Consider the following 17,789-nt stretch of genomic DNA (forward strand, 5'->3'; position numbering starts at 1 on the left):
TGCGGCCGGATGCGGACGGTGGGGTCGGCCTGAGACGTCACAGGATCACGATCGCGGCATGACGCCTGACAGTTGGATCTCTTGGGGCCGATTCCTCCTGGTCGTCGCCGGGGCGCTGGTCGTCGTGTCGGTGGGGCTGGTGTTCACCGCGCTCGACAGCGATCCCTTCGGAGCGCCGGGAATGGGGGCGTCGCTGCGGCTCGTCCATGTCATCTGGTTCCTGGGCGGGCTCGTGGCGGCCGTGCTGGCGGGGGCGGCGTTCTTCTCCGGGCTGGCGTCCTTCTTCTGGAGCGCCACCCTCCGCCGGCACGAGCTGCTCGAAGAGATTCTGCGCAGGCTCCCCGATTAGGGCGTTCTCAGCGAGGTGAGGAAGGCGCGCACCTCCTCCTCGGGGGTTCGCACCAGCTCACCGCCCATGCCGACGGCGACGGCCCCGGCCTCCAGCCAGGACGCGGCGGACGCGAGCGACACCCCGCCCGTCGGGACGAGCGGCGCGTGCGGGACGGCCTGGACGATCGCCTTCAGGTCGGCCGGGGCGAACTGGGACGCCGGGAACAGCTTCACCAGGTCGGCCCCGGCCTCCAGCGCCTGGACGATCTCGGTGGGCGTGGCCGCGCCCGCGACGACGGGGACGCCGTGGCGGTGCGCGGTGCGGATGACGTCCTCCGACAGGGTCGGGCAGACCAGGAAGCGGGCCCCGGCGGAGATCGTCATCGCGGCCTGGTGGCCGTCGAGGACGGTGCCCGCGCCGACGAAGCCGACCTTGGAGGCTTCCTCGATCGCCCGGAGCGCACCCGGGGTGGTCAGCGAGATCTCGACGGACCCGAGCCCGGCGGCGGTCAGCCGCCGGGCGTGGTCGAGGGCGGTGGACGCGTCCGGTCCGCGGACGATGCCGATCACGCGGTCGGCGACGAGGCGGGCGGTCGACGCCCAGCGGTAGCCGGTCACCGGCGCGCGAAGTAGAGCTTGAGGCCGGCGGGGTCGGCGAGGTACAGCGCGTCCTCGCCGTCGGCGTCCCGCGTCACCGCGAGCCGCTGGATCGGCAGGCCCGGCGCGACGGACACCCCCGGACTGGACGGCGTCGCCGCGAACACCCGGTCCGTCCCGGATTCGGTCACGTAGTAGATCGTGGCCGGTGCGGTGATGCCGAGCGCCGCGCGCGTCTGCGTGGCCGAGTAGATGGTGCTGCGCGTCCAGTCGGCTCCGCTCGGGGCGGCGTACCGGACGTTGTAGAGGTCGCCGCTCGTCGGTGTCCGGTAGCGGTAGGCGACGCGCGGGGTCGTGCCGTCGAGGGCGAGTTTGGCGCTCTGGACGACCGGCCCGGTCTCGGTGGCGTCGGGACGGTAGTCCTCGCCCGCGCTGAGCGGCTGGATCACGTCCGCCGTGGCGGTGCCGACCGGGGTCGTGACCGCCGCGCCCGTGTGATCGCTGAACTTTCCGGTGGACGGGCTGTACTTCAGGTAGGACGGCTGGTGCCGGTAGGCCGACGCGGGCGCGAGCGCCCACTCGAACAGCAGGTGGACGTTCCCGGACGCGTCGATCTGCAGGTCGTCCGGGTACACCGACCGGTTGTCGGTCGACGCGAACGTCCCGACCGTGCTCCACGTCGACGCGGCGTCGTCCCAGCGGTAGAGGCGTCCGGAGCGGAAGGTTCCGCCGTCCATGCGGGCGGCGAGGTACAGGTCGCCGTTCGGGGCGGTCGCCACGACCGGGTAGGTGAACAGGCCGTTCGGGTCGGGCAGGTCCGCCGAGTGGTTGGTGGGCGTGCCGCCGACCGTGTCGGAGCGGTAGTACTGCCACTTCACGTTGTGCATGGACGCGAAAACGTGGAAGCGTCCGCTGCCGTCGCGCGCCATGGACGGGGCGTTGTGCCCGATGTCGTCGGCGTACTCGGCCTGCGCCGAGCCGTTCATGAGGGGCAGCCGCGTCCACGCGCCGGACGGGTCGCGCCGTGCGATCGCGACGCGGTGGGTGGCCTCGGTCGCGCCGGGCTCGTTGAACGCCATGTAGGTGTACTCGCCCGCGCCCTTGTAGGTGGCGAGCGGCGTCCACCATCCGGCGGCGTTGGCCGAGTCCATCGCGTAAGGGACCTGTGTCGGCGCGACGGGTTCGGCGGACGCGCCGGTCGCGGGCAGCACGGCCAGCGCCGCGGCCGCCGCGACCACGGCCGCGCCGCCGCGGAGGACGGCGGTACGGGGGCGGATCATCGCGTTCCTCCTCACTTGATCAGCGGCTTGACGGTCTCGTTGGCCTTGCGCAGGGCGTCCTTCGGCTTGGCCTGGCCGACGAGGGCCGCCTGCACCTGCTGGGCCATCGCCGAGTCGATCTGCGCGGCGCCGGTGAACTGCCAGAACGGGTTCGGCCCGGCGGTCTTGGTGATCTTCTCGGCCCAGGCGGCGTTGAACGCGTCGCCCTTGACCTTCGGGTCGGCGAGGGCCGCGGTGGTGCTCGGCGGCAGCGCGACCCTGCCGAAGAAGTCCACGGCGGTGGCGGTGTCGGAGGTGGTGTGCGAGGCGAACTCGACGGCCTTGTTCGCGCCCTCGCCGTCCACGACGACCATGAGGTGGCCCCACAGCAGCGAGTGCGGACGGTCGCCCGCCTTCAGCACCGGGCGGGTCACCGGCTGCATGTGGTCGACGAGCTTCGGGTCCTGCGCGGACTTGGCGATGATGCCCTTGGCGATCGGCGCGTCGTCGTAGAACGCGGCCTTGCCCTGCGCGAATAGCGCCCGCGCGTCGAAGCGGTCGACGTCGGGGGCGATGAGCTTGGCGTCGTACAGCCGCTTGTACCAGGCGAGGGCCTCGACGGCGGGGTCCTCGTCGAGGACGGGCGCGCCGTTGTCGACGAGCTTGCCGCCGAACGTCTGGATCCAGGGGATCATGTCCTTGAGCTGCGCGACCTTCGTGGACGCCGCGTAGGGTACGACCCCGCCGCCGAGCTTGGCGACCGCGCGCAGCGCCGCCTCGAACTCCTCGACGGTCTCGGGGGCCTTCTCCACCCCGGCCTTGGCCAGCAGGTCCATGTTCGCGACCAGGCCGATCGAACCGGTCGTCCAGGGCAGGGCGTACTGCTTGCCCTGGTAGGTGCCGCCGGAGAGCGCCGCGTCGGTGTACCCGCCCTTGGCCGCCTGCGGCGACAGGTCGACCAGCTTGCCCATGGACGCGATGGACCCGAGCCAGGAGTGGTCGAGCTGGACCGCGCCGGTGATGTCGCCGCCGCGCAGCTTCAGCACGAGCTGGTTGAGGAAGTCGTTGTAGGGATAGGAGCCGGTGCGGATCTTGACCTTGGTAGCGGCGGCGTACTTGTCGACGATGCCCTGGACGGCGTCCTTCTGCGCGGCCTCGTTCAGGGACCAGGCGGTGAAGGTGAAGCCGTTGGCGTTGCGGTCGCCGCCGGCCTTTCCGCTGGTGGACGGCGCGCACGCCGCGGCCGCGGCGAGGCCGAGGCCGGTGATGCCGAAGAGGCGGAGGGCGTCGCGACGGGACGGGCCGGGGGCGGGGGTGGAGTTGCGCATGGCGGTGGTGCTCCTTGGCGGTGATACGGGGGGTGCCTCTGGACGAGGCGGGTGAAGCGGGCGAAGCGGTGGACGGGGAACGGGCGGCCGGTCAGCCCTTGACGGCGCCGGCGGCGAGGCCGCCCACCAGGTAGCGCTGCAGGATCATGAACGCGGCGACGACCGGGATGGACACGACGAACGACGCGGCCATGAGGTCCGGCCAGGCGGTCTGGAACTCGCCGAGGTAGGTGTGGACGAGTCCGGGCGGCAGGGTCTGCTTGTCCGAGCCGGTCAGGGTGAGCGCGAAGACGAAGTCGTTCCAGCTGCGGACGAACGCGAACAGGCCGGAGGCGACCAGGCCGGGCGCGGCGAGCGGCAGGACGACGGTGTGCAGCGTCCGCCAGCGGGACGCGCCGTCGATCGCGGCGGCCTCGATCAGGGCGTCCGGGATGGTGTCGAAGATGCCCTTCATCATCCAGACGCACAGCGGGAGGGTGAAGGTCGTGAACGACAGGACGAGCGCGAGGTAGGTGTTGAGCAGGCCGAGCGAGCTGAACACCGCGTACAGGGTGACCAGCAGCAGCGCCTGCGGGAACATCTGGGATGCCAGCACCAGGTTCATCAGGGACTTGCGGCCCCGGTACCGGAACTTGCTGAACGAGTAGGCCATGTAAGCCGACACGAACACGCTCAGCACGGCCGTGAGGACCGAGACGAGCACGCTGTTCACCATGTAGTGGAACAGGTCCTCGTTCCGCGCGAGCTTGGTGAAGTGCGAGAACGTGATCTCGCGCGGGAACAGGTCGGGCTTGATCTTGAAGGCCTGGGTGTCAGACGTCAGCGCGGTCGCGACCAGCCAGTACACCGGCAGGAAGCCGAACGCGCCGATGACGACGACGGCGATCCAGGCGACGATCCGGGAGCGCCGCTGCTCGGGCCGCATGCGGCGGCGCCCGACGCGTCCGGCGCGGTCGCGGGTGGCGGCGCGCGCGACGCGCGGCTTCGCGGTACCGGTTCCGGCGACGTTGAGGCTCATCGGGCCCCCTTCCCCTCGGCGCGGAGGTAGACGGCGACGGCGCCGAGCAGCAGCACCATCCAGAGCGCGCCGAGCGCGGTGGCGTGGCCCAGGTCGAAGCCCTTGAAGGCGGTGTCGTAGACGGCGACGGCGAAGGTGCGGGTCGCGCCCGCCGGGCCGCCGCCGGTGAGGACGTAGATGGTGTCGAAGTGCTGGAAGTTCCAGATGAACTCCAGCAGCACCACGATCCCGGCGATGCCCCTGATCTGCGGCCACGTGACGTTGCGGAAGCGGCGGATCGCGCCCGCGCCGTCCACGGCGGCGGCCTCGTGCAGCTCCTTCGGGACGGTCTGGAGCCCGGCGAGCAGCATGACCATCATCCAGGGGAAGCTCGCCCACGACTTGGTGACGATCACCGCGAGCATCGCGGTGTCGGTGCGGCCGAGCCAGCTGATGCCGGTGTCCATCAGGCCGCTGCGCATGAGCACGCCGTTCAGCACCCCGTAGTTGGCGTTGAAGATCCAGAGCCAGAGGAACGAGACGACGACGCCGGGGATGACCCAGGGGAACAGGAACAGGCCGCGCAGCAGGCCGCCGCCCTTGATCCCGGAGTTCAGCGCGAGGGCGAGCGCGAGGCCGAGGACGAACGGCAGCGCGGTCGCGCCGACGGTGAACTCGACCGTCCGCCACAGGACGGGCCAGAAGTCGCCCTTCAGCGCGTCCGCGAAGTTGGACAGGCCGGTGAAGCGGCGGCCGGGCTTGACCAGGCTCTGCTCGAAGAAGCCCGTGGCCAGGGACGCGACCAGCGGGTACACGATGATGACGGCGAACATCGCCAGGCCCGGCAGGACGAGCAGCCACGCGAACGTGCGGTCCGACAGCCGCCCGGCGGCGGTGACGCCGCGCGGACGGGGGCCGGGGGTGTCGACCGTGCTCATCGGGGGCTCCGGGCCGGGGACGCACCCGGGGCGTAGCCCGGTTGGGTCGGGCCGACGTAGCCGAGGCCGACGCTGATGGAGTCGGCCGCCTCGATGACGGTGCGGGCCAGCTCGTCCTGGCGGGCGGGCAGGTCGATCGCCGAGAGCGGGCCGGAGATCGAGATGGCCGCGGCGATCGCGCCGGAGCCGTCCCGGATGGGGGCGGCGACGCAGGCGCGGCTGAGCGCGAGCTCCTCGGTCTCGGTGGCGTGGCCGCGGCGCGCGACGGCGTCGAGCTCGGCGTCCAGGCGGTCGTGGTCGGTGATGGTGAGCGCCGTGTAGCCGGGCAGGGCGGGCAGCAGCGCGCGGCGCCCGGCGCCGTCCAGCCCGAGCAGCAGGCACTTGCCGATGCCGGTGGCGTGCAGCGGCTTGCGCTGCCCGGTGAGGACGAAGCCGCGCGGGGCGAGCCGTCCCTCGAAGTTCAGCAGGTAGAACATGGAGTCGCCGCGGCGCACCGCGACGTTGACGCCGAGCCCGAGGGACGCGGCGAGGTCCTGCGCGATCTGCCGGGCCTCGCGGTGCACCGGGTGCTGGTTGAGCGCGACGCCGCCGAGGGTGATCGGGGCGGTGCCGAGCCGGTACAGGCCGCTGACCGGGTCGCGCTCCACGAACTCCAGCGACTCCAGCGTGGCCAGCAGCCGGGACGCGGTGGAGGTGCCGAGGCCGGTGGCCTTGGCGACGTCCGACACGCGCAGCTCCGGCCGCCCGGTCAGGAACGCGTTCAGGACCGACGCGGCCCGTTCCACGCTCTGGTTGTTGCTCTGATCGGAAGCCACCCTGTCTCCATTGAATTCGATTTGCAAGATGTGGGAAGGTTGCCCACATGTTGCACGGAAGTCAACCCCCAGTGACACGGGTCGACGCGTTCCCCCTGAAGATCCGAAATCCCGACGCCTACCTCGGCGCCCCGCCGGACACGGCGGGCGACGGGTACTTCCTCCGCCCGCCCTGGCGCAGCCTCTACTCGTCCCGGTTCGAGACCCTCCTCGTGCGCGTCACCTGCGCGGACGGCACGACCGGCTGGGGTGAGGCGCTGTCCCCCGTCGCGCCCGAGGTGACCGCCGCGATCGTCGACCGGCTGCTCGGGCCCGTCCTGATCGGCGAGGACCCCACGGCCGTCCGCCCGCTCTGGCACAAGCTGCGCGACCTCATGCGCGAGCGCGGCCACCTGGTCGGGCACCAGGCCGACGCGCTCGCCGCCGTCGACATCGCGCTGTGGGACCTGGCCGGGCGGCTCACCGACCGGCCGGTGTCCGCCCTGCTGGGAGGCGCTTTCCGCGACGAGGTCCCGGTGTACGTGAGCGGGCTTCCGCGACCGACGAACGAGGAGCGCGCGGCCCTCGCGGTGGAATGGGTGGAGCGCGGCGCGACCCGCGTGAAGCTGCACCTCGGGCACGGCGTCGACGAGGACCTCGCCACCTTCGACGTCGTCGCCGCAACCGGCTTGCACGTAGCGGTCGACGCCCACTGGGCCTACTCCCTGCCCGAGGCCGTCCGGCTCGGGAAGGCGCTCGCGGAGCGCGGCGCGCTGTTCCTCGAGGCGCCGCTCGCGCCCGAGGACGTCGAGGGCCACCGCGACCTCGCCCGCCGCGTGGACCTGCCGATCGCGATCGGCGAGACCCTACGCAACCGGTACGAGCTGACGCACTGGCTCGACCGGCGCGCGACCGGGCTCGTCCAGCCCGACGTGGGCCGCACCGGCATCACCGAGCTGATGGCGATGGGCGAGCTGGCCGCCGCGCGGCACCTGCCCGTCGCGCCGCACCACTCCACCGGCCTCGGCGTCGTCCTCGCGGCCGGGCTGCACGTCAGCGCCGCACTGCCGGAGCTGGCGTTCTTCGAGTACCAGCCGACGTCCCACGAGGTCGGCGGACGCGTCCTGACCACCCCGATCACCGGCGGCGCGACCGGCTTCGCCGTGCCGTCCGGTCCCGGTCTCGGCGTCGAGGTCGACCTCGACGCCGTCGCCGAACTTTCGTCAACCCCTCTGGAGGTCTGAGTGAGCCTGTCCGGGCTCGTCCCCGTTCTCGCCACCCCCTTCGCCCCCGACGGCTCGCTGGACCTGCCCGGTCTGCGCCGCCTCACCGCGTTCCAGGTCGCGTCCGGCGCGACCGGAGTCGCGTTGTTCGGCATGGCCAGCGAGGGGTTCGCGCTCACCGCGGACGACCGCGCGCGGGTGCTGGCGGCCGTCCGCGAGACCGTCGCGGGGGCGGTGCCGATCGTCGCGGGCGTCGCCGCGACCGGCACGCTGACCGCGCTGGAGCAGGCCCGCGCCGCCGCCGAGGGCGGCGCGGACGCGCTCATGGTGCTGCCGCCGTTCATGGTGAAGCCGACGCCGGGGCAGCTGGTCGACTTCTACGGCGCGGTCGGCGAGGTCGGGCCGGAGGTGATGGTGCAGGACGCGCCGGGCGCGACCGGCGTCGCCATGCCGGAGGGCCTGATCGTCGAGCTGAGCGGGCTGCCCGGCGTCGGGTCGGTCAAGGTCGAGGCCCCGCCGACCGCGCCGAAGGTCGCCGCGGTGGTGCGCGGCGTCGCCCCGGACTTCGCGGTGTTCGGCGGGCAGAACGCCCTGTTCGTCCTGGAGGAGTACGCGGGCGGCGCGGTCGGCACCATGCCCGCGTGCGAGTTCACCGACGTGATCGCGCCGATCCTCGCGGACTGGTCGGCGGGACGCCGCGCCGACGCGCACGCGGCGTTCGCGCGGCTGCTGCCCCTCATCCGGTTCGGGATGCAGGCGGGCCTGGCGTGGGCGGTGCACAAGGAGGTGCTGGTCCGGCGCGGGCTGATCGCGTCGGCGGCGGTGCGCGCCCCGGCCCGTCCGCTGGACGCGGGCGCCCTCGCGGGCCTGGACGAGATCCTCGCCGTCCTCGACCTCCCGGCGACACCGTGACCCCCGCGGACGCCGTGCCCCCCGCAGACGCCGTGACCTCGGCAGACCGCTCGCGAGGCGTGTTGCTGTCCGGTGGGAACTCGCCGATCGGGCGGGCGATCGCCGCGGGCTTCGCGGCGCGCGGCGACCGTGTGGTCGGCGTCGGGCTCGAGGCGTGCAACGACCCGGTGTACGCGGACTTCCTCGTGGCCGACTGCACCGAATCGTCCGTGGCGGGCGAGGTCGTGGCGTCGGCCGCCGCGACGCTCGGACGGCTGGACGTGCTCGTCCCGGCGGCGGCCGTGATGCCGGTGGCGTCCGTCCGGGACACCACGGACGAGCAGTGGCGGACGGCCCTCGGCTCGGTGCTCGACACCGCGTTCTTCCTGACCCGCGCCGCGCTCCCCCACCTGGGACGCGGGTCGGCGATCGTCGCGGTGAGCTCGGTGAACGCGTTCCTCGCCGCGCCGTGGCTGGCCGCGTACGCCACCGCGAAGGGCGGCCTGGACGCGCTCGTCCGGCAGCTCGCGCTGGAGTGCGGGCCGTCGGGCGTGCGGGTGAACGCGGTCGCACCCGGACTGATCGGCGGCGGGCATCTGGAACGTGCCACGGAGGGCTATCCCGTCGGCCGGACGGGCCGTCCGGAGGACGTCGCGGCCGCGGTCGCGTTCCTCGCCTCGCCGGAGGCCGGGTTCGTCACGGGCGTCGTGCTGCCGGTGGACGGTGGGCTCAGCATCGCCTCCCCGGCCGCGTTCCTCCGTCCTGACCTGCGGGAACGGTTCCTGTGACCGGACCGGACGTGGTGGGCGTCGGGGAGGCCATGGTGCTGCTCCAGCCGCCCGCCGGGGACGACCTCGCCGACGCGCCCGCCCTGGAGGCGCACGTGGCCGGGGCCGAGCTGAACGCGTGCGCGGCCGTGGCCCGGCTCGGGCTGCGCGCCGCGTTCGCCTCGCGCGTCGGTGATGACCCGCTCGGCGCGCGCGTCCTGCGGCACGTCGGCGCGCTCGGCGTGGACGACGGTCTCGTGCGCGTGGACGCGGACCGTCCGACCGGGGTGTTCTTCAAGGACGTCCGGCCGGACGGCCGGCGCCGCGTGCACTACTACAGGCGCGGGTCGGCGGCTTCGGCGATGGACGAGTCCGACGCCGACCGCGTACTCGCGGCTCGTGCGCGCGCGGTGGTCCTGTCCGGGATCACCGTCGCGTTGGGGCCCGGACCCGCCGCGCTCGTGCGGCGGCTCGCGGAGCAGGCGGACGGGCTCGTCGTGCTCGACCCGAACCTGCGTCCGGCGCTCGGGCCCGTCGAGCCGGTGGCGGAGGTCCTGCGTTCGCTGCTGCCCCGTGTCGGGCTGCTCGCGCTCGGGACGGACGAGGCGGACGCCCTGTTCGGCACGGACGACCCCGAGGCGGTGTTCGCCGCCGCGCGCGAGGCGGGCGTCGGGGAGGTCCTGCTGAAGGCGGGTCCGGACGGCGTCTGGCACGCGTCGGCCGAGGGTCCGCGGCACCTTCCGAGCGCGGCCGTCACGGTCGTCGACCCGGTCGGCGCGGGCGACGCGATGCTGGGCGGCTACCTGGCCGGACGCCTCTCCGGCGCGTCCCCGGCCGGGGCGGCCCGGCTGGGGACGGCGCTGGCCGCGTCGGTCGTGGCGTCCCCCGGCGACACCGAGGGGCTCCCCGACGCCGGCTTCGCCCGCGCGATGCTCACCGCGTCCCGCGGTTGAGGGGCTCGGTCAAGGGGCGCGTTTAAGGGGCCTCGGCCGGGGTGAGGGCGAGGGTCGTCCAGCTGACGCCGGGGCGGCCGAGGAGATCGTTCCACGTGCTCCGGTGGACGACGCTCAGCCCCGCCCCGGCGGCGTGCGCGACCGTCTCCTCGTCCGGGATGTCGAACATGTGCCGTCCCTGCGGGGTCGGGCCGTGCCGCAGCGTCAGCAGGGCGACCCCCGCGGGCTCCAGGAGCCCCGCGAGGCGCCGCATCGCCCGCGGACGCTCGCCGGCGTCCAGGTGCATGAAGACGGCGACGAGCGTGACCAGGTCGAACGTCCCCTGGACGGCGGCGAGGTCGGGAAGCGTGTCGTCCAGCCACGCGATCCCCGCGCCCGCGTGCAGGCGGCGGGCGTGCGCGAGCAGCTCGGGCGTCGGCTCGACCGCCGTCACCGCGTGGCCGCGGACCGCGAAGGCCGCGGCGTCCCGGCCCGTCCCGGCGCCGATGTCGAGAACGCGTCCCGGCTTGCCCGGGATCAGGTGGAGCACGTCCCTGAAGACGTCCTCGCTGGGCAGCGACTCGTACTCGTGGGCGAGCCGGTCCGCCTCGGCGCCGTACCCCTGCGTCCCCTTTGTGATCATCTCACCGAAATTACCAGGTCAGTGGCCGGTGATCGCGTCCGCGACACGGGCGACCACCGAGGTGCGGGGCGCGTCCGAGGCCGCCTCCCGGCCGTCCGCGACCTGGTACAGCGCGTACATCGCCTGGACGCCGAGCCACCGCAGCGGCTCGGGCTCCCAGCGCCGCACCCGCCAGTTCACCCACGGCAGCGCGGTCAGCTCGCTGTCGCGGCGGAGCACCAGGTCGCGCAGGGTGCGTCCGGCGAGGTTGGTGGTCGCGACGCCGTGCCCGGTATACCCGCCCGCGTGGCCGAGCCCGGTGTGGTGGTCCACGACGGCCGTGGAGCACCAGTCGCGCGGGACGCCGAGGACGCCCGACCACGCGTGGTCCACGCTCGCCTCGCCCGCGACGCCGGGGAACATCCCGGTCAGCATCCGCCAGAGCTGGTCGACGGTGCCCGGCGCGGTGGCGCCCGCGTCGTCCACACCAGAGCCGTAACGGTAGGGCCTGCCGCGTCCACCGAACGCGATGCGGCCGTCCGCCGTGCGCTGCGCGTACATGTAGTAGTGCGCCATGTCGCCCAGCACCTCGCCGTTCCGCCAGCCGATCGCGTCCCACACCGCGTCCGGCAGCGGCGTCGTGACGATCATGGAGCTGTTCATCGGCAGCCAGTCGCGCCGGTGCCCGGCCATCCGCGCGGTGAACCCCTCGGTCGCGCGAAGCACGTACTCGGCGGTGACCGTCCCGTACGGGGTGACGGCGGCGGCCGGGCGCCCGTCCCGGCGCGGGACGAGGCGCAGCACCGGCGTGTCCTCGAAAATCTCCACGCCGAGCGCCCGGACGGTCGCCGCGAGCCCGCGCGCGAGCTTGGCGGGCTGGACGCGGGCGCAGTGCGGCGAGAACGTGGCGGCCCGCTGGCCCGCGATGCCGATCCGCGCGTCCGCCTCGCGCCCGGACAGCAGGACCATGTCGTCCGGCGTCCAGCCCCACGCGCGGTTCTCCTCGACCAGCGCCCGCACCCGCGCCGCCTGGGCGGCATTCCGCGCGGTGTTGAGGACGCCGCCCTTCACGAGGTCGGCGTCGATGCCCTCGTCCTCCGCCACGCGCAGGATCTCGTCCACGGTCGCGAACATCGCCCGCTGGAGCTCGGCCGCCGCCTCGCGCCCGTGGCGGCGCGCGTACCGCTCCCGCGACCCGGCGAGCTCCCCCACGACCCAGCCGCCGTTCCGCCCGGACGCGCCGAACCCGGCGAACTCCTTCTCCAGGACGACGATCCGCAGGTCGGGCCGCGCCTTCTTGAGGTAGTAGGCCGTCCACAGGCCGGTGTAGCCCGCGCCGACCAGGCAGACGTCGGCGGTGCGGGGGCCGGGCAGGCGGTCGCCGGGCGCGGGCAGGCCGGGCTCGCGGTACCAGTGGGACACCGCGCCGTCGCCGAACGCGGCGGAACGGGGGGCGGGGGCAGCGTCGGACGCAGTAGACATATGCCAATACTGCTGTATTCGACTGCTTAAAGCATCTCTGGCGACGGATTCTGTTGTCTGCGCGCCAGAGTGTGACGTGTTCCGATCCACTGCGTGCGGTCGATCGCGTAGATCGCGGTGCCTCCGGGACCCATCCCCCGGTGCCGCATCCCCAGCTGCTGCGCGACGCCGAGCGACGACGCGTTCGCCATGTCGATCTCGGCGACGACCCGGCGCAGCCCGGCGTCGGTGAACGCGTGCCGGAGGACCGCCAGGCCCGCCTCGGCGGCCAGGCCCTGCCCCCAGCGGTCGGGTTCGAGGCTGTAGACCATCTCGACGTCGCCCGCCGCGTCCGTGCCGCACAGCCCGGCCACCCCGAGCAGCGCGCGGCCGGTCACCGCCGGCTCGCCGAACCGGCGGAAGGCCGGGCGCAGCGCCCACAGCCCGTAGCCCTCGGTGGCGAAGTCCCGCTGGCTGGCCGCGATGATCTCGGTGACCTGCTCGGGCGAGACCCGGCGGTCGCCGAACAGGTGCCTGCGGACGAGCGGCCCCGTCCAGTGGGCCAGCAGCGCCGTGTGGTCGCTCATGCTCACCGGGCGCAGCGCCAGCCGCCCGGTGCGCACCTCTTCGCTCACCGCCCCGCACGGCGGAAACCTCCGCCGCGGACGGTCGGAACGCAGATCACCCACGTGACGCTAAGCGCTCCCGCGGGCGCGCTCAAGGCCGGTGGCGAAGGTGAAACTCTCACCTCACGCCGGTGTAGCGCTTCCGTAACACCGGCGGGCGACAGTGGCCGGAGCAGAACCCACCGCCCCCGGAAGGACCAGGTCATGCCGCTGTTGCGCATCCGCACCGAGATCGAGGACCGCCCCGGCCGCCTCGCCGCCCTGACCGCGGCGCTGGCCGCGCGCGGCGCGAACATCCTCGGGCTGACCGTCCAGGTCGGAACCGAGGGCGTCGTGGACGAGTTCGTCGTGGACGTGCCGTCCGGCGGCGCGGGCCCGGACGAGCTCACCCGCGCCGCGGCGTCGGCGGGAGGCGTCCGCACGGCCGTCGTCCCCGCGCGCCCGCGCGAGCTGGTGGACGAGCCGACCCGCGCGCTCGCCCTCGCCTCCCGCGCCCGCGTCGAACCCCACGCGCTGCCCGAGATCCTGGCCGAACTCCTGCGCGCGCACGAGGCCGCCTGGACGACCGCACCGGCGGTCGGCGACGACGAGGGCGACATCCTGACCGTCCGGGCCGGGCGGCGCGCGGTGCGGATGAGCCGCCCCGGGCTGCCGTTCACCGCGACCGAGGCCGCCCGCGCGGACGCCCTCGTGCGCGCGGCCCTGCCCGCGGGGCCGCCGTCCGCCGCATCCCAGCCGGTGCCCCTGACCGACGGAACGCGCGTGACCGTCCGGCCCATCGAACGCGACGACGCGGACGCCGTCCGCGCCATGCACGAGCGCTGCTCCCTGGACAGCCGGCGCATGCGGTACTTCAGCCCCAAGCCGTTCCCGCCGCGCGCGGCCGTCGAGCGGTTCTGCGAGCCGTGGCACGGGCTGACGCTCGTCGCCGAGGGCCCGGACGGCTCCGTCCTCGCCCTCGCGCACCTCATCCACGTGCTCGACCCCGGCGTCGCGGAGGTCGCGTTCCTCGTCGAGGACGCCTGGCAGGGCCGCGGCCTCGGCCGGGCGCTCGCCGAGCTGCTGGCCGTGCTCGGCCGCGAGCGCGGCCTGGTCGAACTCCGCGCCACCGCGCTCGCCGAGAACACCCGGATGCGGCGGCTGCTGGTCTCCCTCGGCGGCCGGACGCGCCGCACCGGCGAACCCGGCGTCGTCGAGGTCCGGCTCCGCCTGGACGGCCGTCCCGCGCCCACCCCGTCCGCGCCCGCGCCGGAGCGGGCGGAGCGGGGCTGACGTCGGGCCGCCCCCGCCGCGCCTGGCAGGATGGGCGTCGTGACCGGCATCTACGACGACCCCTGGGCCTACGAGCTGGCATGCTCGTTCCGCGACGTGTCCGCCGAGGTGGACACCCTGCTGGAGTGGACCGTCCGGCACCGCTCGTCCGGCGCGGCGGCCCGGACCGTCCTGGAGCTGGCCGCGGGCCCCGCCGAGCACGCCCGCGAGTTCGCCCGGCGCGGCCTCACCGCCACCGCCCTCGACCTGCACCCGGCGATGTGCGCCTACGCCGACCGGCAGGCCGAGGACGCGGGCCTCGAGCTGGACGTCGTCCAGGAGGACATGACCTCGTTCGCGCTCGGCCGCCGGTTCGACCTGGTCGTGACGATGCTGGACTCCACGTCCCACCTCATGACCCTGGACGCGTTCGTCGCGCACCTGGACCGCACCGCCGACCACCTCGGCCCCGACGGCCTCTACGTCCTGGAGATGTCGCACCCCCGCGACCGGCTCACCGACGACCCCTCGGTCTCCACCGGCTGGACGGTCGACCGCGGCGATGTGTCCGCCACCGTCCGCTGGGGCGAGCCGTCCGACCGGCTCGACCCCGTCACGCAGATCGCCGACGACCACGTCACCATGACCATCACCGAACCGGACGCCCCGGTCCGGGTCATCAACGACGTCGTCCCCTACCGCTTCTGGACCGCGACCGAGCTCACCGCCGCCGTCCGCCTGTCCGGCGCACTGGAGACCGTCGCCCAGTACGGCGACTTCGGCGACGTGGCCCTCACCGACGCGGGGGCCTGGCGCATGATCACCGTCCTCCGCCGCGCCTGAGGGCACGCCGGTGGCGGTCCGCGCGCCGAAGGCCGCGAACCGCCACGTCGAGGGCGTGCCGGTCAGTCGACCGGGCGGGGCCGGGGGTCGCCCTGCTGCGGGACGACCATCAGCCCGACCGAGTCGGAGCTCCGCATCCACGCTCCGGTGATGCGGCGCTCGCCCGAGGGACGCCACGTCAGCGGCGAGGCCCAGGAGGAACCCGACCCGTCGGCATTGACATCACCGAGCGTGAACGCCGAGGTCAGGCCGCGACGGCGCAGCTCGGCGAGGGCTTCGGCGACGGTCCGGCCGGCCAGGCGCAGGCCCTGGGCCCGATCGCCACGGACCGGCCTCGCGTCGAAGAAGACCTCACCGGGCCCGGCCTTCCGGCCGATGACGATGTCGGCTCCCGTCAGGCGGTACACCGAGCCGCTCAGCCGGACCCTCAGTGGACAGGCGCTCTGGCCCGGCGGGCACTTCATCACGATGTCGGACATCCCCAGCATTCCCACCGTGGACTCGCCGCCCTTGGGCGCGTGCAGCGAGCCGCTCTGAACGATCTCGCGTTCATGCTCCGGCGTGACCGGAACGATGCGCAGCCTGGCGTCCAGGCCGACCTTGGCGAACGCCTTGCCGAACTCGCGCTGGTCGGCGTAGGCGTCCTTGACCTCGACCTCGTACTCGGTGCCCTTGACCTGGATCGACATGGCCGCGTTGGCGTAGCTGCGCAGCGGCACCGGACGCCCGCCGTGCGGTAGGAGGACGGCCACCGCGGCAGCGGCGGCCGAGACGACCACCGCGGCGCCCACCAGGCCGGGAAGGCGCCGGGGACGGCGGCGTCGAGGCGCCGGCGCGTCCTCGGCGGTGATGGCCGCGAGCAGCGAACGCCCTCCGGCGCCGTCCGGCTCGCTCGTGATGTCGCCGTCGCGCACCGTCGCCAGGCCCGCCACGAGATCGTCGATACGGGACGTCATGTCAGATCACTCTCCTGAAGAACGGGCCTGGCCCGTACTGCTGCGGGCGGACGGTCGACGCCCGCGGACCGCAGGGCGCGCGCGAAGCGCTTGCGGGCCCGGTGCAGGCGAATGCTCACGGCGTTGGACGAACAACCGAGCACCGTCGCGATCTCGGTGGTGGACAGCCCTTCCCAGGCCACGAGCGCGAGAAGCTCACGATCGCGATCCGGCAGCCGGCCGAAGACGTCGGCGACCACCGAGGAGCCGTCCCGCGACGGCGCGGCGACGGACAACTCGGCGATCAGCGCCGCCGTCTTCAGACCGCGGCGCCGCGCCCCGCGCCGCTGGTTGCCCAGGACACGGCGCGCGACACCGTACAGCCACAACCGGGCCTCGTCCCCGGACGGCATCTCCGCCGCGCGCCGCCAGGCGATCGCGAACGTCTCCGCCACCACGTCGGCCGCGTCCTCGGGCGAGTCGCACCGGCGCAGGGCGTACCCGAGCAGGGGCTTGTAGGTGGCGGCGTAGACGTCCGCGAACTCGTCCTCACCCATCCGGGTTCCTCAACATCCGACCTCCTGAACATGTGACCCCTTGGTGAACGATCACCTGCACATGTCCGGAGCACGCCCGGTTCTTTCACCCCCTCGGAAATCCGGACGACCGTCCTCCGGCCGGACGCCCGCTCACGGCGTCGCGGACCAGCCCGGCATCGGGTGCGCGGCCATCAGGTCGCGGATCTCGGCGGCGACCCGCCCCACCACGGCCTCGTCGCCCTTCGCGGCGGCCTGGACGACCTCGTCGATCCACGCGGCGAGCGGCTCCATGTGCCGCTCGGTGAGCCCGCGCGTCGTCACGGCCGCCGTGCCGATGCGCAGCCCGGACGGGTCGAACGGCTTGCGCGGGTCGAACGGGACGGCGTTGTAGTTCAGCTCGATCCCCGCCCGGTCGAGCGCCTGCGCGGCGGGCTTGCCCGCGACGCCCTTGTTCGTCAGGTCGATGAGGATCAGGTGGTTGTCGGTGCCACCGGAGATCAGGTCGTAGCCGCGCGCGAGCAGCGCCGCCGCGAGCGCGCGGGCGTTCGCGACGACCTGGCGGGCGTAGACGGGGAAGTCCGGCTGCGCCGCCTCGCGCAGCGCCACCGCGATGGCCGCGGTCGTGTGGTTGTGCGGGCCGCCCTGGAGACCGGGGAAGACCGCCTTGTCGACGGCCTTGGCGTGCTCCTCGGTCGACATCACCATCGCGCCGCGCGGGCCGCGCAGCGTCTTGTGCGTCGTCGTGGTGATCACGTCCGCGTGGCCGGCGGGGGACGGGTGCGCGCCGCCCGCGATCAGGCCCGCGATGTGCGCGATGTCGGCGGCCAGGACCGCGCCGGTCTCCCGCGCGATCTCGGCGAACGCGGGGAAGTCGATGGTGCGCGGAATGGCCGTCCCGCCGCACCAGATCAGCTTCGGCCGCTCCCGCAGCGCCAGGTCGCGGACCTCGTCCATGTCGACGCGGCCGGTGTCGGCGCGCACCCCGTACCGGACGGGGTTGAACCACTTGCCGGTCGCCGACACCGACCAGCCGTGGGTGAGGTGCCCGCCCATCGGCAGCGACAGCCCGAGGACGGTGTCGCCCGGGTTCAGGAACGCCATGTAGACGGCGAGGTTGGCGGGCGAGCCCGAATACGGCTGGACGTTGGCGTGGTCGACGCCGAACACGGCCTTGGCCCGCTCGATCGCGGCGAGCTCGACCGGATCGATGTTCTGCTGTCCCTCGTAGTACCGGCGGCCCGCGTAGCCCTCCGAGTACTTGTTGGTCAGGACGCTGCCGGTCGCCTCCAGGACGGCGGGCGAGACGTAGTTCTCCGAGGCGATCAGCCGGATCTTCTCGAACTGGCGGCGCGCCTCGGCCTCCACCAGCCCGGCGATCTCGGGGTCCTCGGCGGCGAGATGGGGGATCGACGGCTCGTGCATGGCTGCCTCCGCGAAGTCGGGCCGGAGGCTCAGT

19 protein-coding genes are annotated in these 17,789 nt (G+C 73.8%); 7 read left to right on the forward strand and 12 right to left on the reverse strand.

The window, feature by feature from the left end; all coding sequences use genetic code 11:
• Positions 1 to 58: 58 nt before the first annotated feature.
• Positions 59 to 349 carry a hypothetical protein gene (locus EBO15_RS17965; RefSeq protein ID WP_122195553.1) on the forward strand — a complete coding sequence of 97 codons (291 nt, stop codon included), beginning with the start codon at positions 59 to 61 and terminating at the stop codon, positions 347 to 349.
• Here the strand turns inward: EBO15_RS17965 and EBO15_RS17970 are convergent.
• The 6 genes from EBO15_RS17970 to EBO15_RS17995 form a co-directional block, all read right to left on the reverse strand.
• Complete coding sequence (locus EBO15_RS17970) at positions 346 to 948, reverse strand: bifunctional 4-hydroxy-2-oxoglutarate aldolase/2-dehydro-3-deoxy-phosphogluconate aldolase (protein WP_233616274.1); 603 nt, start codon at positions 946 to 948, stop codon at positions 346 to 348. The two genes, EBO15_RS17965 and EBO15_RS17970, sit on opposite strands and share 4 nt — an antisense overlap.
• Positions 945 to 2,207 carry a BNR-4 repeat-containing protein gene (locus EBO15_RS17975; protein ID WP_122195554.1) on the reverse strand — a complete coding sequence of 421 codons (1,263 nt, stop codon included), beginning with the start codon at positions 2,205 to 2,207 and terminating at the stop codon, positions 945 to 947. The genes EBO15_RS17970 and EBO15_RS17975 overlap by 4 nt, the downstream gene beginning before the upstream one ends.
• Positions 2,208 to 2,218: 11 nt before the next feature.
• Entirely contained in the window at positions 2,219 to 3,514 is a 1,296-nt protein-coding gene (locus EBO15_RS17980) for an extracellular solute-binding protein (RefSeq protein ID WP_122195555.1), read from the reverse strand.
• 91 nt (positions 3,515 to 3,605) lie between these two features.
• Positions 3,606 to 4,532 (reverse strand): carbohydrate ABC transporter permease, encoded by a 927-nt coding sequence (locus EBO15_RS17985; protein WP_122195556.1) that lies wholly within the window; start codon positions 4,530 to 4,532, stop codon positions 3,606 to 3,608.
• Entirely contained in the window at positions 4,529 to 5,449 is a 921-nt protein-coding gene (locus EBO15_RS17990) for a carbohydrate ABC transporter permease (RefSeq protein WP_122195557.1), read from the reverse strand. The genes EBO15_RS17985 and EBO15_RS17990 overlap by 4 nt, the downstream gene beginning before the upstream one ends.
• The gene (locus EBO15_RS17995; protein ID WP_122195558.1) at positions 5,446 to 6,264 is read right to left on the reverse strand and encodes an IclR family transcriptional regulator; all 819 of its coding nucleotides are present in this window, start codon (positions 6,262 to 6,264) and stop codon (positions 5,446 to 5,448) included. Before EBO15_RS17995 ends, EBO15_RS17990 begins: the two co-directional genes overlap by 4 nt.
• A 47-nt stretch (positions 6,265 to 6,311) precedes the next feature.
• Here EBO15_RS17995 and EBO15_RS18000 point away from each other — a divergent pair, with 47 nt between their 5' ends.
• Genes EBO15_RS18000 through EBO15_RS18010 form a run of 4 tightly spaced genes read left to right on the forward strand, consistent with a single transcriptional unit; the run spans position 6,312 to position 10,077 of the window.
• Positions 6,312 to 7,487 (forward strand): mandelate racemase/muconate lactonizing enzyme family protein, encoded by a 1,176-nt coding sequence (locus EBO15_RS18000; protein WP_122195559.1) that lies wholly within the window; start codon positions 6,312 to 6,314, stop codon positions 7,485 to 7,487.
• Positions 7,488 to 8,378, forward strand: coding sequence for a dihydrodipicolinate synthase family protein (locus EBO15_RS45345; RefSeq protein ID WP_199744623.1), 891 nt, complete (start codon positions 7,488 to 7,490; stop codon positions 8,376 to 8,378).
• 59 nt (positions 8,379 to 8,437) lie between these two features.
• Positions 8,438 to 9,145, forward strand: coding sequence for an SDR family NAD(P)-dependent oxidoreductase (locus EBO15_RS45350; protein ID WP_199744624.1), 708 nt, complete (start codon positions 8,438 to 8,440; stop codon positions 9,143 to 9,145).
• On the forward strand, positions 9,142 to 10,077 hold the full coding sequence (locus tag EBO15_RS18010; protein ID WP_122195560.1) for a sugar kinase: 936 nt from the start codon (positions 9,142 to 9,144) through the stop codon (positions 10,075 to 10,077). The genes EBO15_RS45350 and EBO15_RS18010 overlap by 4 nt, the downstream gene beginning before the upstream one ends.
• 22 nt (positions 10,078 to 10,099) lie before the next feature.
• Here EBO15_RS18010 and EBO15_RS18015 read toward each other — a convergent pair whose 3' ends face one another.
• The 3 genes from EBO15_RS18015 to EBO15_RS18025 are packed head-to-tail and all read right to left on the reverse strand — an operon-like array spanning position 10,100 to position 12,774.
• A complete protein-coding gene (locus EBO15_RS18015) occupies positions 10,100 to 10,699 on the reverse strand; it encodes a class I SAM-dependent methyltransferase (RefSeq protein ID WP_122195561.1) in 600 nt (199 codons plus the stop codon).
• An 18-nt stretch (positions 10,700 to 10,717) separates the two neighbouring features.
• Positions 10,718 to 12,160, reverse strand: a complete 1,443-nt coding sequence (locus tag EBO15_RS18020; protein ID WP_122195562.1) for an NAD(P)/FAD-dependent oxidoreductase — start codon at positions 12,158 to 12,160, stop codon at positions 10,718 to 10,720.
• A gap of 26 nt (positions 12,161 to 12,186) precedes the next feature.
• Complete coding sequence (locus EBO15_RS18025; RefSeq protein ID WP_122195563.1) at positions 12,187 to 12,774, reverse strand: GNAT family N-acetyltransferase; 588 nt, start codon at positions 12,772 to 12,774, stop codon at positions 12,187 to 12,189.
• A 195-nt stretch (positions 12,775 to 12,969) separates the two neighbouring features.
• Here EBO15_RS18025 and EBO15_RS18030 point away from each other — a divergent pair, with 195 nt between their 5' ends.
• Both EBO15_RS18030 and EBO15_RS18035 read left to right on the forward strand, forming a co-directional pair.
• A complete protein-coding gene (locus EBO15_RS18030; RefSeq protein ID WP_122195564.1) occupies positions 12,970 to 14,037 on the forward strand; it encodes a GNAT family N-acetyltransferase in 1,068 nt (355 codons plus the stop codon).
• 39 nt (positions 14,038 to 14,076) lie between these two features.
• Complete coding sequence (locus EBO15_RS18035) at positions 14,077 to 14,859, forward strand: class I SAM-dependent methyltransferase (RefSeq protein ID WP_122195605.1); 783 nt, start codon at positions 14,077 to 14,079, stop codon at positions 14,857 to 14,859.
• A gap of 62 nt (positions 14,860 to 14,921) precedes the next feature.
• On the opposite strand, the gene EBO15_RS18040 is transcribed toward EBO15_RS18035, so the two are convergent.
• The 3 genes from EBO15_RS18040 to EBO15_RS18050 all read right to left on the reverse strand — a co-directional run bounded on the left by EBO15_RS18040 (position 14,922) and on the right by EBO15_RS18050 (position 17,755).
• On the reverse strand, positions 14,922 to 15,815 hold the full coding sequence (locus EBO15_RS18040; protein WP_122195565.1) for a hypothetical protein: 894 nt from the start codon (positions 15,813 to 15,815) through the stop codon (positions 14,922 to 14,924).
• On the reverse strand, positions 15,812 to 16,351 hold the full coding sequence (locus tag EBO15_RS18045; protein WP_122195566.1) for an RNA polymerase sigma factor: 540 nt from the start codon (positions 16,349 to 16,351) through the stop codon (positions 15,812 to 15,814). The genes EBO15_RS18040 and EBO15_RS18045 overlap by 4 nt, the downstream gene beginning before the upstream one ends.
• A gap of 132 nt (positions 16,352 to 16,483) precedes the next feature.
• Positions 16,484 to 17,755: a serine hydroxymethyltransferase gene (locus tag EBO15_RS18050; RefSeq protein ID WP_122195567.1), complete on the reverse strand. Its 1,272-nt coding sequence runs from the start codon at positions 17,753 to 17,755 to the stop codon at positions 16,484 to 16,486.
• Between the last annotated feature and the right edge of the window lie 34 nt (positions 17,756 to 17,789).

Source organism: Actinomadura harenae, from assembly GCF_003696215.1.
Lineage (GTDB): Bacteria > Actinomycetota > Actinomycetes > Streptosporangiales > Streptosporangiaceae > Spirillospora > Spirillospora harenae.